General features: G+C 67.3%; 26 protein-coding genes. 20 read left to right on the top strand and 6 right to left on the bottom strand.

Translation table 11 applies throughout. The features are described from left to right. Positions 1–21: 21 nt before the first annotated feature. The 6 genes from U5N23_RS10285 (at position 22) to U5N23_RS10260 (ending at position 7,246) form a co-directional block, all read left to right on the top strand. Positions 22–1,053: a J domain-containing protein gene (locus tag U5N23_RS10285; RefSeq protein WP_322592710.1), complete on the top strand. Its 1,032-nt coding sequence runs from the start codon at positions 22–24 to the stop codon at positions 1,051–1,053. 150 nt (positions 1,054–1,203) lie between these two features. Then, positions 1,204–3,462: an ATP-binding protein gene (locus U5N23_RS10280; RefSeq protein WP_322592709.1), complete on the top strand. Its 2,259-nt coding sequence runs from the start codon at positions 1,204–1,206 to the stop codon at positions 3,460–3,462. Further along, on the top strand, positions 3,455–3,919 hold the full coding sequence (locus tag U5N23_RS10275; protein ID WP_322592708.1) for a response regulator: 465 nt from the start codon (positions 3,455–3,457) through the stop codon (positions 3,917–3,919). Before U5N23_RS10280 ends, U5N23_RS10275 begins: the two co-directional genes overlap by 8 nt. Then, positions 3,903–6,110: a response regulator gene (locus U5N23_RS10270; RefSeq protein WP_322592707.1), complete on the top strand. Its 2,208-nt coding sequence runs from the start codon at positions 3,903–3,905 to the stop codon at positions 6,108–6,110. Before U5N23_RS10275 ends, U5N23_RS10270 begins: the two co-directional genes overlap by 17 nt. A 153-nt stretch (positions 6,111–6,263) precedes the next feature. Further along, a complete protein-coding gene (locus U5N23_RS10265) occupies positions 6,264–6,665 on the top strand; it encodes a hypothetical protein (RefSeq protein ID WP_322592706.1) in 402 nt (133 codons plus the stop codon). A gap of 86 nt (positions 6,666–6,751) precedes the next feature. Next, positions 6,752–7,246, top strand: coding sequence for a GNAT family N-acetyltransferase (locus U5N23_RS10260; RefSeq protein WP_322592761.1), 495 nt, complete (start codon positions 6,752–6,754; stop codon positions 7,244–7,246). Between the two features lie 19 nt (positions 7,247–7,265). Here U5N23_RS10260 and U5N23_RS10255 read toward each other — a convergent pair whose 3' ends face one another. Next, positions 7,266–7,904 (bottom strand): hypothetical protein, encoded by a 639-nt coding sequence (locus U5N23_RS10255; RefSeq protein WP_322592705.1) that lies wholly within the window; start codon positions 7,902–7,904, stop codon positions 7,266–7,268. Further along, the gene (locus U5N23_RS10250) at positions 7,901–8,131 is read right to left on the bottom strand and encodes a hypothetical protein (RefSeq protein WP_322592704.1); all 231 of its coding nucleotides are present in this window, start codon (positions 8,129–8,131) and stop codon (positions 7,901–7,903) included. The genes U5N23_RS10255 and U5N23_RS10250 overlap by 4 nt, the downstream gene beginning before the upstream one ends. A gap of 805 nt (positions 8,132–8,936) precedes the next feature. Between U5N23_RS10250 and fusA the strand changes: the two genes are divergently transcribed. The 6 genes from fusA to U5N23_RS10215 all read left to right on the top strand — a co-directional run bounded on the left by fusA (position 8,937) and on the right by U5N23_RS10215 (position 14,872). Continuing rightward, positions 8,937–10,973 carry an elongation factor G gene (gene fusA, locus U5N23_RS10240; RefSeq protein WP_322592703.1) on the top strand — a complete coding sequence of 679 codons (2,037 nt, stop codon included), beginning with the start codon at positions 8,937–8,939 and terminating at the stop codon, positions 10,971–10,973. Between the two features lie 205 nt (positions 10,974–11,178). Continuing rightward, positions 11,179–11,802 carry a hypothetical protein gene (locus U5N23_RS10235; RefSeq protein WP_322592702.1) on the top strand — a complete coding sequence of 208 codons (624 nt, stop codon included), beginning with the start codon at positions 11,179–11,181 and terminating at the stop codon, positions 11,800–11,802. A 144-nt stretch (positions 11,803–11,946) separates the two neighbouring features. After that, a complete protein-coding gene (locus tag U5N23_RS10230) occupies positions 11,947–12,261 on the top strand; it encodes a type II toxin-antitoxin system Phd/YefM family antitoxin (RefSeq protein WP_322592701.1) in 315 nt (104 codons plus the stop codon). After that, positions 12,258–12,683: a type II toxin-antitoxin system VapC family toxin gene (locus U5N23_RS10225; protein ID WP_322592700.1), complete on the top strand. Its 426-nt coding sequence runs from the start codon at positions 12,258–12,260 to the stop codon at positions 12,681–12,683. Before U5N23_RS10230 ends, U5N23_RS10225 begins: the two co-directional genes overlap by 4 nt. A gap of 361 nt (positions 12,684–13,044) precedes the next feature. Next, positions 13,045–14,412, top strand: a complete 1,368-nt coding sequence (locus U5N23_RS10220; protein WP_322592699.1) for an MATE family efflux transporter — start codon at positions 13,045–13,047, stop codon at positions 14,410–14,412. An 82-nt stretch (positions 14,413–14,494) separates the two neighbouring features. Next, complete coding sequence (locus U5N23_RS10215; RefSeq protein ID WP_322592698.1) at positions 14,495–14,872, top strand: hypothetical protein; 378 nt, start codon at positions 14,495–14,497, stop codon at positions 14,870–14,872. Positions 14,873–14,974: 102 nt separating this feature from the next. Here the strand turns inward: U5N23_RS10215 and U5N23_RS10210 are convergent, their stop codons facing one another. Next, positions 14,975–15,328, bottom strand: coding sequence for a hypothetical protein (locus U5N23_RS10210; protein WP_322592697.1), 354 nt, complete (start codon positions 15,326–15,328; stop codon positions 14,975–14,977). Between the two features lie 161 nt (positions 15,329–15,489). On the opposite strand from U5N23_RS10210, the gene U5N23_RS10205 reads away from it, so the two are divergent. The 3 genes from U5N23_RS10205 (at position 15,490) to U5N23_RS10195 (ending at position 16,981) form a co-directional block, all read left to right on the top strand. Next, positions 15,490–16,164 carry a hypothetical protein gene (locus tag U5N23_RS10205; RefSeq protein ID WP_322592696.1) on the top strand — a complete coding sequence of 225 codons (675 nt, stop codon included), beginning with the start codon at positions 15,490–15,492 and terminating at the stop codon, positions 16,162–16,164. Between the two features lie 136 nt (positions 16,165–16,300). Further along, on the top strand, positions 16,301–16,696 hold the full coding sequence (locus U5N23_RS10200; RefSeq protein WP_322592695.1) for a DUF6713 family protein: 396 nt from the start codon (positions 16,301–16,303) through the stop codon (positions 16,694–16,696). A 126-nt stretch (positions 16,697–16,822) separates the two neighbouring features. Next, positions 16,823–16,981, top strand: a complete 159-nt coding sequence (locus tag U5N23_RS10195) for a hypothetical protein (protein WP_322592694.1) — start codon at positions 16,823–16,825, stop codon at positions 16,979–16,981. Positions 16,982–16,990: 9 nt separating this feature from the next. Here U5N23_RS10195 and U5N23_RS10190 read toward each other — a convergent pair whose 3' ends face one another. From U5N23_RS10190 to U5N23_RS10180, 3 genes are all read right to left on the bottom strand, one after another. After that, positions 16,991–17,593: an ester cyclase gene (locus U5N23_RS10190; RefSeq protein WP_322592693.1), complete on the bottom strand. Its 603-nt coding sequence runs from the start codon at positions 17,591–17,593 to the stop codon at positions 16,991–16,993. A gap of 330 nt (positions 17,594–17,923) precedes the next feature. Beyond that, positions 17,924–18,829 (bottom strand): LysR family transcriptional regulator, encoded by a 906-nt coding sequence (locus U5N23_RS10185; protein WP_416208591.1) that lies wholly within the window; start codon positions 18,827–18,829, stop codon positions 17,924–17,926. A gap of 273 nt (positions 18,830–19,102) precedes the next feature. Further along, on the bottom strand, positions 19,103–19,369 hold the full coding sequence (locus U5N23_RS10180) for a hypothetical protein (RefSeq protein ID WP_322592691.1): 267 nt from the start codon (positions 19,367–19,369) through the stop codon (positions 19,103–19,105). Between the two features lie 506 nt (positions 19,370–19,875). On the opposite strand from U5N23_RS10180, the gene U5N23_RS10175 reads away from it, so the two are divergent. From U5N23_RS10175 to U5N23_RS10155, 5 genes are all read left to right on the top strand, one after another. Next, complete coding sequence (locus tag U5N23_RS10175; protein ID WP_322592690.1) at positions 19,876–20,088, top strand: hypothetical protein; 213 nt, start codon at positions 19,876–19,878, stop codon at positions 20,086–20,088. 235 nt (positions 20,089–20,323) lie between these two features. Next, on the top strand, positions 20,324–21,328 hold the full coding sequence (locus tag U5N23_RS10170; RefSeq protein ID WP_322592689.1) for a hypothetical protein: 1,005 nt from the start codon (positions 20,324–20,326) through the stop codon (positions 21,326–21,328). A gap of 202 nt (positions 21,329–21,530) precedes the next feature. Next, positions 21,531–21,995, top strand: coding sequence for a hypothetical protein (locus tag U5N23_RS10165; protein WP_322592688.1), 465 nt, complete (start codon positions 21,531–21,533; stop codon positions 21,993–21,995). A 9-nt stretch (positions 21,996–22,004) separates the two neighbouring features. Then, positions 22,005–22,202, top strand: a complete 198-nt coding sequence (locus U5N23_RS10160; protein WP_322592687.1) for a hypothetical protein — start codon at positions 22,005–22,007, stop codon at positions 22,200–22,202. Between the two features lie 94 nt (positions 22,203–22,296). Continuing rightward, complete coding sequence (locus U5N23_RS10155; RefSeq protein ID WP_322592686.1) at positions 22,297–22,761, top strand: hypothetical protein; 465 nt, start codon at positions 22,297–22,299, stop codon at positions 22,759–22,761. The last annotated feature ends 889 nt before the right edge of the window (positions 22,762–23,650 follow it).

Here is a 23,650-nt window from a genome sequence, read left to right as displayed (position 1 = left end):
TTCACCCCAATGGCCACCCGCGTGACTACGCTGCACACCCATTACGACAACCTGAAGGTGGCGCGCGATGCGTCGCCAGCAGCGATCGACGCTGCCTACCAGGCCATGGTGCGCAGGTTTGGCCCGGCCAGCCACCCGGGCGACTCGCTGGCAGCGCGCAAGATGGCCATCGTCGACACCTCCTACGCTGTGCTGTCCAACCCGCACCAGCGCGCGCTGCACGACCTGTGGGTGGCCCAGAACGACGATGACGAGACCGCAACCGCATTGCGCCGCCCTCCGCCATCAACCATCCCCCCGCTGTGGATGCACAGCGAGGCACCGCAGCACTACCACCAGACACGGCCGCTGCCCTTGCTGCATGCGCCCGAGCCCGCAGCGCGCCGCCGGCGCCACGGCCGCTCCACCCTGCCGCCAGCGCACACGGCCGCCCCCAGTTCGCACCTGCAGCGCAACTGGAGCCTGTACGCCCTGGGCGCCGTGGTGGCCTGCCTGGCCCTGGTCACCGCATCGCCCAAGCCCTTCCTGGGCGATGACCCGGGCAGCGCAGCACCTTCCGGCCCGCTGCGCGGTTTCGCCGTGCCGGTATTCTTTGCCCCGCCCGGCTACACGCGCCCTGCCACGGCGCCCAATGGCCAGCCCTGGCCGGCTGCCGCCGGCTATGTGGACGGCTACCCGCTGCTGAACAGCGAGGGCGAGGGCAGCCTCACCGTGGACAACAGCAGCAACGACTCGGACGCCTTCGTCAAGCTCGTGTCGCAAGGCGGCGGCCAACCCCAGGTGGTGCGCCACATCTACGTGCCGGCCTTCCAGCGCTTCACCGTGGACCGGCTCGCCCCCGGCCAGTACGACCTGCGCTACCGCAACCTGGCCAGCGGCGCCCTGGCGCGCACCCCCGCAGTCACCGTGGCCGCCGCGCCGCAGGCCCTGCCCGATGGCGGCCAGGCGCCCCACCCCTCCGCCACCGGCGAGGCGCCCCTGACCGTCGCGCTGTACAAGGAGCCGCAGGGCAAATTGCCGGCGTTGCGGTTGGCAGAAAAAGAGTTCTTCTAAGAGGCTGGCAGGCTCCTTTGCCACCGCGTGCACAGCACCTGCCTGCGCCTGCGGGCCGCGTAGGAACGATCCGACACAAGGCGCGCTGGTTTGAAGGCATGATGGCCTTTTGATACTCCGCTTGGTCGGGGGGTCGCTCCATCTTCATTCATGACATCCACTTCCGGCTTGGCCCAAGCCCTCGATCCTGACCTGGCGTCCTGCCACGCAGAGCCCATCCGCGTGCCCGGGGCCATCCAGCCGCACGGGCGCCTGCTGGTCCTCGACCCGTCGGCCCGGCAATTGCAGGCCTTCAGCGACAACTGGCAGGCCGACGAGCTTACGGCAGCAGCCACCCGGCTGGCAGCCGGCCCGCTGCCAGCGCTGGTGCCCGGTGCCGCACCCGCGTCGCTGGGGGCCTGGAACCTGGGCGGCAAGCCCTGGGATGTGTCGGCCCACCGAACCGACCAGCACCTGCTGGCCGAGTTCGAGCCGGCCTCGCCCGCTGATGGCAACGCAGCGCCGATCTACTCCCTCACCCGCATCTTCCTGCCGCGCCTGCACGGCGCCGACTCGATCGAACAACTCGCCCAGCTGGCCGCCACCGAGATGAAACGCCTGTCGGGCTTTGGCCGCTGCCTGGTCTACCGCTTCGATGAAGCCGGCCACGGGCAGGTGCTGGCCGAAGAGCTGGACCCGGGGTACGACAGCTACGCAGGCCACCACTTCCCGGCCGACGACATTCCGCAGCAGGCACGCGCGCTGTACCTGCTCAACCACTTTCGCCTGATCGCCAACGCCAATTACACGCCCGTGCCGCTGCGCAGCGAAGACCGCACGCTGGCACCCTCGGGCATCGACCTGTCGCAGGCCCAGTTGCGCAGCGTCTCGCCGGTGCACCTGGAGTACATGCGCAACATGGGTACGCTGGCGTCCATGTCGGTGTCCATCGTTATCGAGGGCAGGCTGTGGGGCCTGGTGTCCTGCCACAACCATGCGCCCCGCTTCATCGGCGCCTCCACCCGGCTGGCCTGTGAGCACCTGGGCCAGTTGCTGGCGCTGCAGATCCAGTCCAAGCAGGCCACCGGCCAGGTGGCCGAGCAGTTGGGCCTGCGCCAGCTCACGCTCGACATGGTGGCGCACCTGGGCGACAGCGATGAAACCCTGGCCCTGCTGGCCAAGGCGCCTGCCCTGCTGCGCTTTGCCCGGGCCAGCGGCGCGGCCGTGGTGCGCGACGACGAAGTCTGGAGCGCCGGCGAAGTCCCTTCCGTGCCCGATATCCAGGCCCTGGCCGCCTGGGTGGCGGGCCAGCAAGTCGAGGTGTTCCATACCAGCCAGCTGGCCCTGCACTACGCGCCGGCACAGGGCTTTCAGGGCATCGCGGCCGGGGTGCTGGCGGTGTCCATCTCCCAGGTGCACCGCCACCTCATTCTCTGGTTCCGGCCCGAGATCGTGAAGACCGTGACCTGGGCCGGCAACCCGCGCAAGACCCTGCTGGCGGCCGATGGCCGCATCCACCCCCGGCTGAGCTTCGAGAGCTGGCAGGAGCGCATCCGCGGCGCCTCGCTCCCGTGGTCCGCCGCCGAAGTGGGCGTGGCGGGTGAACTGCGCCAGGCGCTCATCGGCATCGTGCTGCGCCGGGCCGAGGAATTCGCCGATGTGGCCCATGAACTCACGCGCGTGAACAAGGAGCTGGAGGCGTTCTCGTACACCGTCTCGCACGACCTGCGCGCGCCCATGCGCCACATCGCCGGCTATGTGGACCTGGTGGTCGACCTTGAGAAGAAAGCCCTGTCCGAGCGTGCCCTGCGCTACCTGGGCAACGTGAAGGACGCCGCCGCCTACGCAGGCCAGTTGGTCGATGCGCTGCTCGACTTCTCGCGCATGGGGCGGGCGGCGCTCAAGCAGCGCCCGGTCGACATGCAGGTGCTGGTGCAGGACCTGGTGCGCGAGCTCTCGCGCCAGGAGCCCCAGAGGCACGTGCAATGGGCGCTGGACGACAGCTACCCCGTGCTGTTTGCCGACCCGTTTCTGTTGCAGATGGCCACGCGCAACTACCTGGCCAACGCATTGAAATACGCGCGTGGCCGCGACCCCGTGCGCATCGCCGTGCGCGCCATCCGCAGGCCCGAAGGCGACGGCATCGAGGTCGAGGACAACGGCGTGGGCTTCAACATGGAATACGTGGGCAAGCTGTTCGGCGTGTTCCAGCGCCTGCACCAGGCCGAAGAATTCGAGGGCACGGGCATCGGCCTGGCCATCGTCAAGCGCATTGTGGAGCGCCACGGCGGCAGCGTCTGGGCGTCGGGCACGCCGGACCAGGGCGCACGCTTTGGCTTCACCCTGCCGCGCGTGGCACCAGAGACCACCCCCACCCCCACACCCACCCCCACCTCTCCCCCATCTTCTGCCGGAGCCCCCGATGCTTAAGCCCATATTGCTGGTCGAAGACGACAAGCGAGACCTGGAACTCACGCTGATCGCGCTGGAGCGCAGCCAACTGGCCAACGAAGTCGTGGTGATGCGCGACGGCGCCCAGGCGCTGGACTACCTGCGGCGCGAAGGGGACTTTGCGGAGCGTGATGCGGGCAACCCGGCCGTGGTGCTGCTGGACCTCAAGCTGCCCAAGGTCAACGGGCTCGAGGTGCTGCAGGCCGTGCGTGCCGACCCGGCGCTGCGCAGCCTGCCGGTGGTGATGCTCACCTCGTCCCAGGAAGAGAACGACGTCGTCAAGAGCTACGAACTGGGCGTGAACGCCTATGTCGTCAAGCCGGTCGCCTTCGACCGGTTCGTCTCGGCCATCGGCGACCTGGGCGTGTTCTGGGCGGTATTGAACGAACCGCCACCAGGCTCCTACAGGGCCCAGCGCCATGACGAACAACCCTGATCGCTCGCCTGCGGTGGATGCTGCGGCGGCGTCATCGGCGCCGCTGCGGGTGCTGGTGCTCGAAGACTCCCGCTTCGACGCCGAGCTGCTGGTCGAGGCGCTGGGTGGCGCGCGTCCGGGCGCCCGCATCACCGTCGTCAGCGACGAGCCCCGCTACCTGCAGGCCCTCACGGAGCAGCGTTTCGACGTGATCCTGTCCGACTTCGAGCTGCCGGGGTTTTCCGGCGGCGCGGCGCTGGAAACGGCGCGCCGGCATGCGCCCGAGGTGCCCTTCATCTTCGTCTCGGGCGTCATCGGCGAAGACAACGCCGTCGAGCTGCTCAAGCGTGGCGCGACCGACTACGTCAGCAAAAACCGGCTGGCGCGCCTGCCCGTGGTGCTGGACCGCGCCCTGTCGGAAGCCGCCAGCCGGCGCACCCTGGGCGCGGCCGAGCACCGCCTGCGCGAGGCCGATGCCGCCATCGGGCGCGCCGAGTCCCGGCGCCTGGCCCTGACCGAACTGAGCGACCGCATCCGCGACATGGACGACGTGGTCGAGATCAGCTATACCGCCGCAGAAGCCCTGGCCAGCCAGCTCAACGTGGACCGCGCGGGCTATGGCGTCGTGGACAAGACCGCCGAGACCATCACCATCGAGCGCGACTGGAATGCCCCCGGCGTGCAGAGCCTGGCGGGCGTGCTGCAGTTTCGCGACTACGGCTCCTACATCGACGACCTGTCGCGCGGCATCACGGTGGCGTTTGCCGATGCCCGCGAAGACCCGCGCACCCAGGCCACGGCGCATGCGCTGGAGGCCATATCGGCCCGCGCCGTGCTCAACATGCCGCTGAGCGAGCAGGGCAACTTCGTCGGCCTGCTGTACCTCAACCACAGCCAGCCCCGCGCCTGGACCGAGGACGAGGTGGCCTTCGTGCGCGACGTCGGCGACCGCCTGCGCTCCATCCTGGGCCGCAGGGAGGCCCAGCACGCGCTGCAGACCCTTGCCGCGTCGCTGGAGCGGCAGGTCGAAGAGCGCGCGGCCGAGCTCGAAGCCGCCAAGGAGCAACTGCGCCAGAGCCAGAAGCTCGAAGCCGTGGGCCAGCTCACGGGCGGCCTGGCGCACGATTTCAACAACCTGCTGGCATCGATCACCGGCTCGCTCGAACTGCTGCGCCGCCGCGGCGGCGCCCACATCACGCCCGACATGGAGCGCTACATCGGCGTGGCCCAGGGCGCGGCCAAGCGCGCCGCCGCGCTCACCCACCGGCTGCTGGCGTTTTCGCGCCGGCAGACGCTGGAGCCCAAGACCCTGTCGCTCAACGAGCTCGTGCACGGCATGGAAGAGCTGCTGCGCCGCACCGTCGGCCCCGAGATCGACATCGAGATCGCCGCTGCGCCGGGCCTGTGGAGCGTGCACGTGGATGCCAGCCAGATCGAAAGCGCCCTGCTCAACCTGTGCATCAACGCCCGCGACGCCCTGCCCCAGGGCGGGCGCATCGTCATCGAGACCGCCAACCGCACGCTGGATGCACGCGCGGCCGACGCCGCCGACCTCCCACCCGGCGCCTATGTCTGCATGTGCGTGCGCGACAACGGCGTGGGCATGCCGCCCGAGGTCGCGGCGCGGGCCTTCGACCCCTTCTTCACCACCAAGCCACTGGGCATGGGCACGGGCCTGGGGCTGTCCATGGTCTACGGTTTTGCCAAACAGTCCGGCGGGCGGGTCAGCATCGAGTCCCAGGTCGGCGTGGGCACCGCGGTGTGCATCGAGCTGCCGCGCAGCGAGCGCGCACCCGAGCACGGCATGGCCGAGGAAGGCCCCGCCGCCGCGCCGCGTGCCGACCAGGGCGAGACCGTGCTGGTGGTGGACGACGAGGCCTCGCTGCGCATGCTGATGGTCGAGGTCATGCAGGACCTGGGCTACGCCACCCTGGAGGCCGGCAACGGCGCCGAAGCCATGCACTGGCTGCGCTCGGACCGCGCCATCGACCTGCTCATCACCGACGTGGGCCTGCCCGGCGGCATGAACGGCCGCCAGGTGGCCGATGCCGCACGCGGCGAGCGGCCCGGCCTCAAGGTGCTGTTCGTCACCGGCTACGCACAGACCGCCTTCGACGAGGGGCGCCTGGAAGCCGGCATGCACGTCATGACCAAGCCCTTCGACATGGATGCGCTCGCGCGGCGGGTGAAAGAAGTCATCGAGGGAGCATGAACCACTGCGGCGCACAGCAGCGCAACCCGCCCGAGCGACGTGGCGGCAACATGGCCGATACACCGGCCTCCGACCTCCTTCGTCAGCGATGGCCTACGCCCGGCAGGCCCCAGAAGGGCGACAGTGCAGTGTCTTTCATCCAAGGAGGTTCCCATGAAGACGAGCACCATTGCAGCGGTCATCGCATCGGGCGTTCTTGCCTGCTCCGGCGCCCACGCCCTGACCGATGACCAGTACAAAGCCGCCAAGGCCCAGATCGAAGCCGACTACAAAGCCGGCAAGGCCCAGTGCGACACCCTGAAGGCCAACGCCAAGGACGTCTGCGAAGAAGAAGCCGAAGCGAAGGAAAAGATCGCCAAGGCCGAACTGGACCAGCAGCACAAGCCCAGCCCCGCCCATGCCCGCAAGGTGGCCGAAGCCAAGGCCGAAGGCGCGCACGAGGTCGCCAAGGAAAAGTGCGACGACCAGTCGGGCGATGCCAAGAACGCCTGCGAGAAGCAGGCCAAGGCCGACTACGACAAGGCCAAGGCGGACATCAAGGCGACCAAGTTCTGAGCCTGGCGGAAGGCATGCGGCGGGGTCACAATCCCCAGGTGACCACCCGCCGCAAACCACCCACCACCGCCGCCCGCGTTCAGCTTCTGACCCTGCATGCCGGACACGAGCAACCCTTCCTCGCCGCCGTGCGCGCCAGCCGGGCGCTGCACAGGCCATGGGTATCACCACCCGCCACGCCCGAGCAGTTCGCGGCCTACGTGGAACGCATGCAGACACAAGGCAACTGCGGGCTGCTCGTCGTGCGGCAAGGCGAAACCGGCGTGCTGGAGCTGGCGGGCGTGGTCAACATCACCAACATGGTGATGGGGCCGTTTTGCAGCGCCTATCTCGGCTACTACGCCTTCAGCGGTTTCGAGCGCCAGGGCCTGATGCGCAAGGGCCTCACTCAGGCTGTGCGCCTTGCCTTTCGCACCCTCAAGCTGCACCGACTGGAGGCCAACATCCAGCCGGGCAACACCGCCTCGCTGGCATTGGTGCGCTCATGCGGATTCACGCAAGAAGGCTACTCTCCCAAGTACCTCAAGATCGGCGGATGCTGGCGCGACCACGAGCGCTGGGCCATCGTGGCAGACCGGTGATGGGTAGCGCAACAGGCCCTCAATCGCGGGTGCACAGACTGGCTTGCGGATCCACGTATCCCACCTGCTGCGCGATGCCCGCGATGTCCGGCAGATCCGCCAGAGGGTGAATGCTGGAGACTTCCCCATCCATAACTGCACCCATGAAAACCATGTTGGGAAAATTGACCGGGTGGGACCCATAGAACTCCCGTCCATGGGCGAGCAGCACGACCTCTTTGCCCAACAGGCCGTCGAGGAGGGCCATGTGACCATCTTTCACCAAGCCGAGCGGCACATGGACTGTGTCGAACCGGCAGTCCTCGCGGTACAAGACCTTGAACCTCGCCGGCCTGGCCAGTACCACCCGGACATTGATGATCTCCATGAACTGGGTGCCGGGATTCAACACTTGACCAGGCTCGTACAACCGCAGCTCGTCCGGCATGATGGTGGAATTCGGGTCACGCAGCTTGCGGTCCAGTTCCCTGGAAACATACACCAGCCTTGTGAAGCGACCGGTGTAGATGAAAGGCGCCTTCGCACCCAAGTACGCCTCTCTGGACAAAGGCGGGGGCAAAGGCAGGCCCGGCATCGCCACACCGGCTGAAGAAAGCGCGACGCATCCGACCAGGAGTCGCTTGAGCCATGGCGAGCACCCCCAGGCCTCCCAGGTCACGGGTTCGCCCCTGCTCGTTTGCCATGGAGCGGCGGCACATGCTGACCGTTCACGCGGCCATTCGCCTCCACGGACCCGCCTTCACCGATCAAGTCCCCGTTGGCCATCCCGTGGAGCACCAGCACCGCGCCGGCGTTCACCATGACGTTGCCGGCGAACATGCCGTGCATCGCAAAGCGGTCATCGATTGCCGCATCGCCCACCACCATTCCCCATTCCGTCCGCATTCGGCACCTCCATCAAGACAGCCAAAGGGCAATCGGCTGCGAGGCTGCAACAATCGCTTCGTTGCTCGCAGCCCCCATTTGCGTGCCCCAGGTATCCTACCCCGCCTCTCCATAGAGCCCCACGGCGGCCGCTCCAGTTGTCTGCCGTGCCCAGGAACTCGACGAGATCGGTCTTCCTCTCCAGGGCTGTGACTGCGGCACCGGCAACGCCGCCTCGCTGGCGCTGGTGCGATCGTGCGGGTTCCCGCAGGGGGGGGTTACTCGCCGAAGTACCTCAAGATCGGCAGCCGCTGGCGCGACCACGAGCGCTGGGCCCTTGTGGCAAGGTAGAAGAGCACCATCTGCCAATTCAAGCATCAGGCCTTTGGCTATCGCGGCGATAGCAAGGCCCGCTTGCAAGCTTGTCGCACCACGCGGATAATCCACCCATTATGAAAATCCTCACCAACGTGATCAAGGCATCGTTCGCCACCTAGTTGCGCCCCTCGATCGCGTGTCGGAGGGCCGTGCGCCTTCCGGACCCCAAAACCCCGGCAGGCTCCTCCTCCGGGGTTTTTTGCTTTCAGACCACTGACCTACCCACTTCTCAACCCATGCGTACCTACGACAAGTTGATCGCCACGATTCCCGACCGCCGGAGCATGAGCCCCGTGCGCCCGGGCTCCGGCGACAGCACAAGCAAATCCCATCGACGCTAGCGACCAGGCGAATCCTTTTTTGTGATGCCTGGGCTGGCGCAATGCCAACCAGGCGGCAACTGCTCGCAGAGCTGGGTGCAGCCGCAAGAAAGATTGAAAGATTCGCCATGACCAAGAATTCACGCCATACCAGCAACGCCCATCTGCGCAACCTGGGTGTCATCGCCCACGTCGATGCGGGCAAGACCACGACCACCGAACGCATCCTGTTCTACACCGGCGAAAGCCACCGCATCGGCGAAGTGCACGACGGCACGGCGCACATGGACTTCGACCCGCAGGAGCAAAAGCGCGGCATCACCATCAACAGCGCGGCCGTCACCGTGCACTGGAAGGGCACGCAGCTCAACCTGATCGACACGCCCGGCCACATCGACTTCAACATCGAGGTGAACCGCTCGCTGCGCGTGCTCGACGGCGCGGTTGTCGTGTTCGACGGCGTGGCCGGCGTGGAGCCGCAGACCGAGACCAACTGGCGCCTGGCCGACAAGTACCGCGTGCCGCGCATCGCCTTCATCAACAAGCTCGACCGCGTGGGTGCCGACTTCCACCGCGTGGTGGCCATGATGCAAGAGCGCCTGGGCGTGCGCGTGGTGCCGCTGCAGATCCCCATCGGCGTGGAAGGCGACTTCCGCGGCGTGGTGGACTTGCTGAGCCTGCGCGCCCGCATCTGGGACAAGGACGACGCAAGTGCGCCCTACCGCGAAGCCGACGTGCCCGCCGACCTGCTGGAGCAAGCCGTGCGCGCCCGCGCCCGCCTGGTCGAAGCCGCCGTGGAGCAGGACGAAGCCGCCCTGCAGGCGTATGTGAACGGCGAAGAGATCGCTGTGGAGGTGCTGCGCGCCGCCATCCGCAAGGGTGTGCTGGCCGGTGCCTTCGTGCCTGCGCTGGCCGGCTCGGCCTTCAAGAACCGGGGCGTGGAGCCCTTGCTCGACGCCGTGGTGGACTACCTGCCCTCGCCCGACGACATCGTGCGCGAAGGCGGCGAGACCGCTGCGGACCCGTTCAAGGCCCTGGCGTTCAAGGTCGTGACCGACGACCATGGCGCCAAGGTGTTCGTGCGCGTTTACGCAGGCCGGCTGGCCCGCGGCGACGTGGTGCTCAACACCAGCACGGGCAAGACCGAGCGCGTGTCGCGCCTGTACGAAGTGCATGCCGACAAGCACATCGAGCGCGACGAGCTGGTGGCGGGCGACATCGCCGCCGTCGTGGGCCTCAAGGACACGCTGACCGGCCACACCCTGAGCGACCCGGCCCACCCCGTGGTGCTGGAGCAGATCAGCGTGCCCGAGCCGGTGATCCACGTGGCCATCGAGCCCAAGGCCAGCGCAGACCAGCAAGGCCTGTCCAAGGCCCTGCAGTCCCTGCTGCGCGAAGACCCGAGCCTGCGGCTGCAGCACGACGCCGAATCCGGCCAGACCATTCTGTCCGGCATGGGCGAGCTGCAGCTCGAAGTCTCGATCGAGAAGCTGCGCGCACGCCACGGCGTCAACGTGTCGGTGGGCCGCCCCCAGGTGGCTTATCGCGAAACCATTTCACGGAGTGTGGAGGTACACCATGTGCACAAGAAGCAAACCGGCGGCCCCGGCCAGTTCGCCGAGGTGAGGCTGCTGCTGGCGCCCCTGCCCCGGGGCGAAGGCATCCAGTTCGAGAACCGCATCGTCGGCGGCGCCGTGCCGCGCGAGTTCATCCCCGCGGTGGAGGCCGGCATCCGCCGCGCCGCCCTCACGGGCGTGGTCGCCGGCTTCCCGGCCGTGGACTTTGTGGCCACGCTGGTGGATGGCAGCTTCCACGAGCGCGACTCGTCCACGCTGGCCTTCGAGCTGGCGGCCATGGCCGCCTTCCGCGAAGCCTTCGCCAAGGCAGGGCCTCAGGTGCTGGAGCCCGTGATGTCCGTCGAAGTCATCACCCCGGCCGAGTACCTGGGTGACAGCATCGGCGATTTGAACCGCCGCCGCGGCGTGGTGCGCGGCCAGGGCCAACGCGGCAACGCCGCCACGGTCGAGGCCGAGGTACCACTGAAAGAGATGTTCGGCTACATCGGCAGTTTGCGGGCCTTGTCGTCAGGCCGTGCGCAGTATTCGATGCAACTGGACCACTATGGGGTGGTGCCTGCGGGGGCGATGGCTGCGTTGGCACAGTGACGTGCGGTGGACCGGGCTGATGGCCTGGTAGACCACGGAAGACGGGAGGGGCGTGGACGGGAGTCTGCGCCCCTTTTCTTTCTTGCGACAAGCGCATGCATGGCCGCATTCCGCCAGAAGATCACATGGTCCTCACAGACTTCATGCTCAGCTCACACAGCGCCTCAACACTTGCGCGCAATTCTGAAACTCGTGAAGGTTGGCAATGGGTATCGTCATCATGGCTGTTGGCTTCGGCTTGTTCTGTCTGGCGCTTTTGGGAGTGGCGGTCTTCTTCACGGCAAAGGGGATCGCATACGCCCTCGGGTCAGTGGCCTACCTGCTGTTTCAACGCCGACCTCCGGCTGCAGCACTGCGTCTTGGGTCAGCCGCTTGCGCCCTCTGCCTGTTGATTCTGCTGCCCATGCGAGGGTGCGACTATCTGCAGGTGCAGATGTACCGCAAGGCGATCCCACCGCAGTTCGAACTGCTTGACACCATCTACCACGATGAGACCTCTGGCTTTCGCGAGGGCTGCGGCGTGGCCATCTTCCGTCTTTCCGACGAGAGCATTGCGAGAATTCACCGCGGAGGGTTGGCCTACCTGGAATCGGCTCGCCTGGGTCGGGTCGGCACGCCCTACTACCAATACCAGCCGTGGACAGCCACCCCGGCTGCGAAGCAAGAGGACCTCTTTCGCGGTGCCCACTGCGTGAAAAATGCGCCTGCTTTGCTGCAGCAGGCACAGCGACTCGTTGACAAGGAAGGCGCCTTCTTCACGACCGGCCCCGAGCACGATCTGGTGCTCGTTCCTTCTCTGGGATTGATCATCTTCTCCCACAACGGCTGAGTTGCAGCCCATGAAGGCGACGCGACCCCAGAGGAACTGACGAAACTGAAAAGACCGAAGAGAGTGCGTGACTCCTGCAGCGTTGGAGCGGCGCGGTCCCGATTGTGCTTGCCGTGCTATGGGGAGAATGATAATCTAGTCAGAATGACCAGATTCAACGAGCCAGATAGCCCACCTTCCGCCAAGCGGCCGGCCCCGCCTCCGGGGCACTGGCTGCTTCAGGATGCGAAAGCACGCTTCAGTGAGCTGGTGCGGCGCGTGCGCAGCGATGGTCCCCAGCATGTGACCATCCATGGGCGGGATGAAGTCGTCGTCATCGCGGTGGAGGACTTCCGGCGCCTGCAGGGCGCACGGACCGGCCAGGCATTGGTCGATGCCCTCCAGGCCTCGCCCCACCAGGACATAGAGCTTGCGCTGGCCCCACCCGTGATCGCACCCGTTCGGGACGTGGAACTGTGAAAGGCTTCCTGCTCGATACGAACATCCTGTCCGAGTTGCGGCGTCCCCGCCCGGAACCCCGGGTGGTCGCCTTCGTCAGCGCCCAATCGCTGGAAAGCCTTTTCGTCAGCGCCGTGACCTTCGCCGAAATCCGTTTCGGCATCGAGCGGATCGACGACCTTCACAAGCGTTCCGTCCTGACGGATTGGCTGAACCTCGAACTGCGTCCGATGTTCGAGAACCGGTTGCTGCCGGTCAGCGAAGACGTCATGCTTCGATGGAGGCTCCTGGTCGAGGAGGGCCGCAAGGCGGGCCATACGTTTCCCCAGCCCGACCTCCTCATTGCAGCCACCGCCTTGCACCATGGCCTGTCCGTCGTGACCCGGGATACGGGTGGGTATGACAAGACTGGCGTTTCGCTGGTCAATCCTTGGGTGAAATGAACAAGCTCTCTTGCAGGGCTACAGGTAAACCTACCGACACGGGATTTTGGCATCGATAGATGCAGGTGTTCTTGCGCCGCCTGCAACGGGCGGCATAGCCTTCGGCGAATTCACCTGCGGTCAAGCCCTGACCCTCCGGCCCCCAGCAAGCCCAAGGTCTTCCATAGGCCTACAGGGCAGAGCACGTCCACATCAGGACCCAGTCTTTGCGCGAGCAGCGCACGCGCAAAGTGAGCGATGAAGGTTGCGTGCAGACCTTGGGTGTCACCGCCTTCTTCCCCAACTAGCGGGCAGCTCGTCAGTTGCTTTCCCGCCCCGGCGCTTGCCGGCCCACAGGTACCCCGCCTACCATGGCCCTCCCATGCCAAGAGACACCAGCGCCACCCCAACGACCACCACCCTCCCCCACCGCTTCCTGCGCTTCCTCGGCCCCCTGCTCGCCACCAACCTGCTCCAGGCGCTCGGTGGCACGGTGATCATCATTTGCCTGGGGCAGCTGCTGGGCGCGCGGGCGCTGGCCGCGGCGGTCAGCTTCTTTCCGCTGTTCATGTGCTGCATCGCGTTCGTGATCGGGCTGGGCGCGGGGTCCTCGGTTCTGGTCGGCCAGGCCTGGGGGGCACGTGACCCGGACAAGGTGCGCCGGGTGGCCGGCGCCGTGCTGGTCGGCGGCCTGGCCCTGGGCTGCGTGGTGGCGGTGCTGGGCGCTGCGGTCATTGGCGAGCTGCTGCGCCTGCTGGGCACGGCAGACGATGTGCTGCCCGAGGCGGTTGCCTATGCGCGCGTGCTGTTCCTGGCGATGCCAGTGCTGTTCGTGCACCAGTTGGCCGCGGCGCTGCTCCGCGGGCTGGGCGATACGGCCACGCCGCTGCGCGTGCTGGCACTGGCCTCGGGCCTGTGGATGCTGCTCACGCCGGCCTTTATTCTGGGCTGGCTGGGGCTGCCCCGGCTGGGCACGGCCAGTGCCGGCTGGGCCAGTTTGATCGGCAATGGCGTGGCTGTCCTTTGGCTGGCCTGGCACCTGCAGCGCAAGGACCACCTACTGGCCCCGAGGCAACTGCGCCCGCACCTGCGCTGGGATGTGCCCTTGCTGCGCACCGTGGTGCGGCTGGGCGTGCCCACCGGGCTGTTCTTCATCACCAGCTCGCTGGCCGATGTGCTCTTGCTCCGGCTGGTCAACGGCTACGGTTGGCAGGCCACGGCGGCATGGGGCACGGTGAACCAGGTGATGGCCTATGTGCAGATGCCGGCCATGTCGATTGCGATTGCAGCCTCGGTGTTTGCGGCGCAGGCGATTGGCGCCAACAACCCCGATGAGGTGCGCCGCGTCACGCGCGTGGGGCTGTGGATGAACCTCGCGCTGACCGGCGGCCTGGCCTGCACCGTGGCAATCGCCTCCCCGCTGGCAACCCGCCTGTTCACCAGCGACCCCGCCGTCGTGGGCCTGGCCGCCACGGTGCTGCGCATCACCGTATGGGGCAGCCTCGCCTTCGGCATGGCCAGCGTGTTCACCGGCGTCATGCGCTCGGCGGGCACGGTGCGCGTGCCCACCACGATCTCGCTGTCGTGCCTGGCCTTTTTGCTGGTGCCACTGGCCCATGCGCTGCAGCAGGTGCTGGGCCTGCAGGGCATATGGGCCAGCTATCCGCTGACCTACCTGTGCGCGCTGGTGCTGCAGGCCACCTACTTCTACGCCGTGTGGCGCAAGCGGCCGATCACGCGGCTGGTGTAGCGGGGCTGGCGGGCCTGCTTGACCTCAAGTGCGGTTGATGTTTTAAAAACACGGGCAATGCAACTACCAAGGCCCCTGCACCATGGACATCCGACAACTCGAAGCCCTGCTCCAGCGAGGGGTGGACAACGCCGTGCTCCGGTTCACGCTCGGATCGCACTGCCTGAAGATGAACGACGCTGGCACCGCCGTCACCCACCTTCAGCATTGCCTGCAATGGTCCCCCGACTACTCTGCCGCGTGGAAGCTGCTGGGCAAAGCCCACGCATTGGCCGGCCACCCCGAGGCCGCGCAGGACGCCTGGACCCAGGGCATGGCCGTGGCAGAGCGCAAGGGGGATCACCAGGCCCGCAAGGAGATGCAGGTGTTCCTGCGCCGCCTGCAACGCACAGACCAGCCCTCAGAGGCTGGGAGTTTTTTGACCGTGCCCGAAAGGCGCGCCACAACGCCCTGGATCTAGGCGCAAAGCGCAGCCATAGCTCGGGCTATGGCGAGCATTTGAAACGACGAGACAGGGCGTTTTGGCGTGCAAGGCGGGCATGGACGAAAGACTCTCAGCCTCTTAGCCCCTCCACATCCTGAATGTCACGTACAGGATGTACGCCAGAAACAGCACTATCCACGCCAGAAAGAACATGTTGCTCCAGTACTGGCCCGCCTGTTCTGCCAGGGTGTAGACCTGCCCTCGGCAGCCCTTGCCGATGCATTCGATCTCGCCCCTGGCCAGCGCACGCAGCAGGCCGAAGGACAGAAAGCCGGTGATGCCAGCGCACACCACGAAGCCCACCGGCCCCAGGGGCGGCTTGGTGACTTCGTCGTTCTCGTCGCGATAGCCTTTGGCGAGCTGTTTCTGCCCATAGCGGTATACGGCATACCCGAGCAGGAGCATCAGCGTGTAGTAAAGGGTGGCGAGCATGTCGTCGTGGGGTGGGGTCGAGGAAGCAACACACCGGCAATGGTAGCCGAGCCCGTGGCGCGGCACCCGCTGACACGGGCTGGTGCCCGATGCCGACGGCCACCGGGTCGCAGCCTGCATGTGCGCGCGTAGACTGGCGCAACCCTGCCCTGCCGCTGCCCATGTCCACCGATCCATCCCACCGCCCCCACCTGCACCGCACCGGCCTGGCCCTGCTCATCGTGGGCGGCATCGACATCGCCGCCTGGCTCATCTGCATGGCGCTCGACGTGCCCTATGTGTCGAGCTTCAACATCTTCTCGGTGGCCGGCGGCATCTTCCTCTTGCGCGGCAGCCTGCGCGCGGCATCCATCGTGCGGCGCATGTCCATCTCCATGCTGGCGCTTCTGGCAGCGGTGGTGCTGGTCTCGCCGCTGCTGCAGCCGCCGGGCCTCACGCTCGCCATGGTCCAGGGGCATGCGGCCCTGGCCGTGCTCGGCGGCGTGCTGCTGGTGTTCACCGTCGCGCTGATGGCCTGGCTGGCACGCGAGCTGGGTGCACCGCCGGTGCGCGAGGCCATGGCCGCCGCCGGCCTCAAGCTGCGCAGCACGCGCTGGCCCATCGCCATGGGCGCGGGCATCGCCGTGCTGCTGGCCGGCGCCAGCATGGCCCTGCAGCACACCGATGCGGCGGCCCGCGCCATCGGCGAAGCGCGCGCGGCCAACGGCGATGGCTACCGCTACCACCTGAGCCTGATCCAGCCGAAGGAAACGCCGGCCGGGCGCGAAGTCACCGGCACCGTGTCGGCGTGGAATGGCGATGGGGTCAAGACCGTGCCGTTCCGCTGGGTGCAATGACCGGGGCAAGCAAGGCTTGCGCACGTGATCGGCCGCCCGTGGGTGGGTGAGAATGCAGGGGCACCACGCCGCCCCAGGCGCGATCCCCTCCGCCGTCCCGCCTGTCCGCCAGGCACCCTACCCAGCCCCCCATTCCATGCTCACCCTCAACCGCATCGCCGTTCTCGACATCGCCCTGGTCTTCGCCCACCAGGGTGATGCAGCCTACTGGCACGAGTGGGAGATGTTCGGCCTGCCCGGCGGCATACAGCTCTTCAACGTGTTCAACGTGCTGGTGTTCACGCTGGTGCTGGCCCTCTTCATTCCGGTGGTGCAGCGCCGGCCTGCGGGCTGGGGCTGCTCGATGGCCATCGCCGCGCTGTGCGCCTCGGTGCTGCCCATCCACGCGGGCTTTGCGCTGGCCGGTTTCGACCAGTTCCACCTGCCGGTCTCCATCGCGCTGATCGGCGCCACCTTCGTGGCGGCCGTGGTGCATGGGGTGATGACGTGGCGAGCACGGCCGGAGTTCGGTGCCGCGCGCCTGGCGGGTTAGGACCATCCACCGGGGCGCATCCGGCGATCAATCCTTGCCGCAACATGGCGGCAGACCTGACGGCGAAGCCCACCCCACCCCACCCCGCGCCACGCCTGCGCCTCCCACCCCGACGCCGGCCGCAGCGTGCGCGCAGGCCTGAAGGTACTGTTCATCACCGGCTACGCCGAGAACGCCGCCGTGGGCAACGGCCTCATGGAGGAAGGCATGGCCATCCTCACCAAGCCGTTCGACGTGGCGCACCTGGTGCGCAAGGTGCGGCAGATGCTCGATGGGGTGAGGTAGGCGCCACTTTCAATGGGCCGGTGCCGCCGGGGCCTGGCCCACCTTCAACTGCATCAGGAGGTCGCCGGTATCGGCGTTGAGCCAGTAGTCCCTGACCTTGCCGCCTTCGATGCGCAGGATGTCGGTGCCCGTGAAGCGCAGTGGCGTGCCGACGGGCGCATGGGTACCCGGAATGCCGCCCCGGTAGCGGCCCTCGGCCACCCAGCGCAATACGGCAAAGTCGCCGTCGATGATGGGGCCCACCTGCACCGTGAAGCGCAGATCGCCAAACAGCCCGTGGCTCTGGGCCACCCAGCCGGCCAGACCCGCCGGGCCGCTGATTTCGGTGTCGGACCGCCCGTCCAGCAGGGTGGCATGCAAGGCGAAGTCGGGGGCGACGATAGTCTTGGCAAGGTCGAGGTCGCCATTCCAGAAAGCAAGCCATTGGGTGACCAATGTCCTGTGCGAAGCAGAGGCAGAAGCCACGTAGCCTGCGGGCACGGTGGGCTTCGGGTGGGCAGCGCCCGCGCCAGGGGTGGCGCCAAAGGCGGTGGTCAGGCTGGCAGCCACCAGTGCGGCGGCGGCGATTGCATAAAAGCCGCGGTGGGCATTGCGTTGGGCTAAGGTGGTCATGAAAAGCTCCTGAAATCACGGTTCGATGCGTTGAGGGTGGGCGATGGCCCTGGGGCCATCGCCCGGTTGCTGGCGTTCTCCGCAGCGCTGTCCAGCCATGCTGCGATGGGAGAAGTTTGCTTGCGCACCACCTGAAAAGGAATTGCCTAAACATGGCTAGCCTCCATGCATTTATGCATACCCTTGCATGCCCTGGGGAGGAGCGTTCGATCTGCGGCGTGCAGCCTGCCGCGGCTGCGCATGGCGCAAGCTGCGGCGGCCGCGCATGGCGCAAGCTGTCGAGGCCGCGCATGGCGCAAGCTGTCGAGGCCGCGCATGGCGCAGCGGGCGCTACGGCTGCCTGATGTAGGCACCCAGCCCCGCAGCGAGCGCGGCAAAGGTCACCGCACAGCGCGGGCTTTCGCGCAGGTCCTCGTGCATGGCGATCCAGGTGTCCAGCGCGGGCGAGAATGGGGTCTTGAGCACGCGCACCAGGGACTTGTCCTTGGCGGCCAGTGCCACATGGCACACGCCGATGCCAAAGCCTGCGCGTATCGCAGCCAACTGCGCCAGGTCGCTGTCCGCACGGAAGGCCAGACCGGCCCGCTCAAATGCCGGAAACTGCGCCTGCAGCTTGCGCAAAAATGGGGTCTCATGGTCGAAGCCGACCATCGCGTGGCCGGCCAGGTCCTCCATGGACTTGGGGGTGCCATGTGCGGCCAGATAGCGCTTGTGCGCGTGCAGCCCGATCTCCACGCCGCCGACGCGCCTGGCCACCAGCGCCTCCTGCGTGGGTTTGACCATGCGCACCGCGATGTCGGCCTCGCGGTGCAAAAGATCATCCACCGCGTTCGACAGCACCAGTTCGATGCCCAGTTGCGGATGCTCGCTGCGCAGGGCGGCGAGGATGGGTGGCAGCACCTCCACGCCGATGACCTCGCTGGCGGTCAGGCGCACGGTGCCGCGCACGCCTGAGCCATGGCTGCTGGCCACGCGGCGCAGCGCCGCCGCCGTGGCGGCCACGCCATTGGCATAGGGCGCCAGCTCCAGCGCGGCATCGGTGGGCGCAAAGCCATCGAACGACCGCGTGAAGAGCTTGAGCGCCAGCGCGTCCTCCAGACTGTCGATGTGGCGCCCCACAGTGGGCTGCGTCAGCCCCATCTTGCGTGCAGCGGCCGACAGGGAGCCTGTCTCCAGCACGTTGAGGAAGGTGCGGTACCACTCCCAGTTCGGTTCGTTGTCGGTCACAGCATGCATTTATTTATAGCGACAACCAAATTCTAGGTAATTTTCATTTACCGGACCACCTCGCAACCTGCAGCCTCGCAGCGCAAAAATGCTGCGCCTGAACGGCGTGTTCAAGCTTTTGATGCGTGGGATGGTGGCGGCGCCAGACGCCTGCCCATTGAATCCAAGAAACCGGCTGAGTGCCGGGGCGGCAGCGGGGTGGCAGCAAGATGCAGCGCAGGGTGCGGGCTGCGGCCCTGGCCTGCTCGATCAAGACAGCCCTGGCCAGGTTCACGGAGTGTTTCAGCCCCCCGGCACATCCTCGCGCAACACCCCATGGGTATCGCACTGTTCGTCCAGGTCGCTGATGGCCTGCGCTGCCTGCTCGGCTGGGTAGAGCAGGCGCACCACCAGAAACTCCTCGCCGCTGTCGTCCAGCACCTCGTGCCGGCGCCCCGCGCCCAGGGCCTGCCAGACGAGCACGACGCTCATCGCGTCCGTGGTCGCGCTGATCATGGTGCTGTGCGATTCGCGGCCATCGCGCGTGAATCGGAAGACGGCTGACGACATGGGCATACGGCGCTGGGTCCCTGGCTCTGCTGCTCTGAGCGATGCCCAGATACCACCATGGTAGCAATACCCGGCTGGCCGGGTGTCCAACAATGCCTGCGCCAAAAGTAAGCCATTGGTAACAGGCTCTGCGCCGAAAAAAGGGCCCGCACAGCGGCGGGCCCAACTCGCGATGGTCACGAGGGAGAGAGGCCGATCCGGGGTTCACGGCACCCCTCACGGCGCAGCTATCGTAGTGGGCAGCCGGTGGCCCCGCTTGTAGGACCCAACGCCAAGCTGTTGGCGCCCTTTGCGGGTGCCGGCAGCGCGCTGCAAAGCCTTGCGCCTGCTTACATTTTGCCGGCCTGCGCACCCCCTGGATACAGCCCGTGCATCTGCTTACCGGGGTGGGTGATTTTCCGACCGGCGCATAGGACAGGACCTACATGGCCACGCACCCCGGAGCCGAAGAATGGAGCCACACACGGTCGTCGTGTGCAATGTTTTCACCTCCAAGGAGAACGTTTATGCCAAAGAACACCCCCCAAGGCAGCAACCAGAACCAGGACGACAACCACCTGCAGCGCAAACCTTCGGGCGAGCGCCAGCAGGAGCAGAGCACCGGCAGCCCGGGCAACCGCCAACAGGGCCAGAACCAGCCGGGCCAGCAGAACAACGAGGCCAGCCGCCAGCAGGGTGAGTCGTCGAACCCCCAGCGGTCTCCCAAGAGCCAGCATTGACCCCCGGCTCTGCGGCCCGCACGGGCCCAGCACAGGGGGGGCGCGATGGCGCTCTCCCGCTGCGCAGCGGCTTGCGGGCCGCAGTTCCGGCAACCGCCGTGGGGATGATGGCGATGACGACCATCTTTGCGGCACATCATCGATTGCATTTGGAAGCACAGAGAAGGAAGGACAGGGGCGCGCGGCCCGTTGGGGTGGCGCATCGCCCCGCCTGCCTTCACCAAGGAGCAAGACAATGGGATACCGAGACAGTGACGACAGTGGCTTTTCGCGCCACGGAATGAACCGCGACAACGACCACCACGATCCCCTGCAGCACCAGCGTGCGCAGCGCGTGGGCTTTGACCACCCCGATCTGGACCGCGATGAAGACCTGCGCACCAGCCACTCCATCCCCGGAGACACCCGCGGGGGCCGCTACGAGCCTTACGGTGGCCGCCGCGATGGCCAGGGCTACCAGGGCGCACGCGCCTGGGAAGGCCGTGACACTGGGCGCGATACTGGCCGCGATATCGGCCGCGACCGCTACTACCAGGGCGGCGACAGCAACTACCGCAACCACGATACCGGCTATGGCTACGGCGCACGCAGCCCCGATATCGGTGGCTACGACCCCTACGAAGCGGAACAGCGCTATCGCCAGCAGCAATACGGTGGCGGCGGATACGGCAGCGCTGGCTACGATGGCGGATACGGCCGGGACGACCGCGCCCGCCTGAACCGCCCCGACGCCTGGGCCCGCGAAGGCTACGGTAACAGCAGCAGCAGTTATGACCGTGACCAGGGCGGCGGCTACGGCTACGGTTACGCCACCCAGCGGGGCCGCAGCTACGGCTATGGCTACGACGGGCGCCAGGACGGCGACAGCGGCAACCACGACCGCCAGCAGGGCAACCCGCAGTACCGCGCCAGCAGCCAGCGCGACCACCATGACCCCGACTATTCCGCCTGGCGCCAGGAGCAACTGCGCCTGCTCGACGAAGACTACGACTCGTGGCGCAATGAGCGCTACCAGAAGTTCTCTGACGAGTTCAACAACTGGCGCACCTCGCGCAGCCGCAACGAGGGCCTGCGGGGCTCCAACCAGTCCGGGCAGTCCAACCAGTCCACGCAGCCAAGCACCTCGGCCAGTGGCAAGAACCTGCAGGGCAGTGCCGGCAGCAGCAGCAGCGGCAACCCCTCGGGCAGTTCGGGTGCCGGCAGCGCCGGTGCTGCCGCATCGGCCAAAGCCAAGGACTGAGAGGCTGACCAGCGCTCGCCCGGGCAGGTAGCAGGCACGCAGCGCTGGATGGGTTCCGGCGCTGCCATGCGGGACCGTCTTACACCGCCCGGCCCGAGCAACAGCGACCATGGCGGGACAGGAAGCAGCCGGGCCCCCTTCAGCCTCCTTCCCGCCCCACCCGCTTGGCTGGCCCTCACCAGCACCAGAACAGGAGCCCTCCATGACCCCATCCCCTGCGCCCACCCCGCCCCGCCCCTCCACCCCGGGCGACCACCCCACCCCCACCAGCGGACGCGAAAACAGCCAGACCATGGCGTGGGTGATCGGCATGGTGGCCGTCGCCCTCGCCGCCGTGCTGGGGTTCAACTTCTTCGGCCCCCAAGGCGATGCCAGCAGCACGGGCACCGCCACGCCACCGGCCGCCACCAGCGGCCCCATGGCGCCTGCGATGCCCACGGCGTCCTCCCCCGCGCAGGCCGGCAACCAGGGCCCCGCCCAGGCGCAGCCCCAGTCGGCCGACACGCCAGCGGACGCCAGCCGCAACACCATGGGTGCGCCTGCGGGCTCCACCCTGCCCTCTACGGACCAACCCGCACCCACGGGGCCGACGACAGCAACCGGCGCCGTCCCCATGCAGACCACCGCGCCCGCCAGCGACGTGCCTGCGTCGCCCGCATCGCGCTGATGTGGCGTGATGATGATGAAGAAGGGGGCCACGACCATGCCGTTCCACTTTCCGTCCCTGCTGCAGCAGTTGCTGGGTGCTGCCGTAGCCACTACGGCCACCCACCCCAACCCCATGGGCCCGGTGGACCCCGTGCCCGATCCCCTGCCCGGCAACCCCCTGCCACCCGAACCCGTGGGGCCGCACCCCACGCCTGCACCGGTGTAGGTGCGGTGGCACAGGCAGTAGTGGCAATTGTTTGATTGATCACACCCCGGTTCTGTGGCTACGATGGCTGGTTGACCCGGAGCCCCCCTTACCCATGCGTTTAGTGCTTGCCTACCCCGAGGATGCCGACAGCGACGACAAGGCCGCGATGGCAGAGCGTGCCGCGCTCGACGTCTGCCTGGCCGCGGGCGTGCACCCCTACATGGCCTGGCACGACTACTCCCTGGTCCACTCCGGGCTGAACCTGCCCTCTGGGGCCTTCGCCACGGCAGAGATTGCCGGCGCCTTCGTCTGGATCGAGGCCATCGCCGCTGCGCAGGAGTTCCTGAACCCGCCCCGGGGCGCCAGGGTCGAGATCGACGTGCTCTTCGAGCCCGGTGACGAAAGGCCCCCACCCGTGCTGTTCGGGCCCGGCCGTGCGGTGCTGCGCGATCACCTGTACCTGCAGATGTGTCTGGCGCCGCGGCCTTCGATCAACGCGCTTGCAGACCCGGATGATCCGCCGACCGGGCCGGCGCCGCTGAGTTCATGGCCAGAGTTGAGTTTGGAGAACGGGTAGCAGCGGGGTTGCGTTGCTGCTGCGGCCTGGTGGCTGTGGTTGCTTCTGTTCTTTTGCCGAGGGCGGAGGCCGGGGTGTGCGCCCGGCGGCGCAGTAACTTTCTCTTGCGTCGCCAAGAGAAAGTCACCAAAGAGAAGGCGACCCCCAGTCTGCGTCCCCCGTTCGCCCTGTCGGGCGAACGGGGGCAGCCTGCGATGCTCGGGCCTGGGGTGGGCGTCGATGAACTCGCTGCGTTCTTCGAACTTCGCTCAGACAGCATCGACGAGCTAGACCACGAAGTGCATGTGTCCTTCGGCACATGCACCCACCCCAGCCCCTGCGCTTCTCGGCGCAGCCAGCAGGGGTGGGGAGCGGGGACAAAGACGGCTGCTGCTGCGCAGCTGCGCCGGGTGTCGGTTCGCGCGGTGCGCTGCCGACGGCTGGGGCGTGATGGCTCTGCCCAGGCCAAGCGCAGCGAGGCAGTTGGGGCCGAGCGAAGCGATGGCCCGTGTGGAGCCCGCTCCCACCCCCTTCTGACCGTGCCGAGAAGCGCAGGGCCTGGGGTGAGCGCGTGCCGAAGGACACGCGCATCGTTGTCTGACTCACCGCGGTTGTTTGAGCGGAGTTCACCCGCAGGGGGAACGCAGCGAGTTCCGCGGTGCACCCCAGGACCGAGCATCGCAGGCTGCCCCACTCGCCGCCAGGCGAGTGGGGACACGGGCAGCGGGGTCGCCTTCTCTTTGGTGACTTTCTCTTGGCGACGCAAGAGAAAGTTACTGCGCCGCCGGGCGCACATCCCGGCCCCCGCCCCATGCAAAAGAACAGAACCAACCACACACACCAGCCGCAACAACAAAACGAAGACCACCCCACATCAGCTAACATCCCACCCGCGGTGCAAGCCGCCCCC

The sequence above is a fragment of the Acidovorax sp. genome, assembly GCF_034519795.1.
Lineage (GTDB): Bacteria > Pseudomonadota > Gammaproteobacteria > Burkholderiales > Burkholderiaceae_C > Acidovorax.
This window is presented reverse-complemented; position numbering and strand designations above follow the sequence as displayed.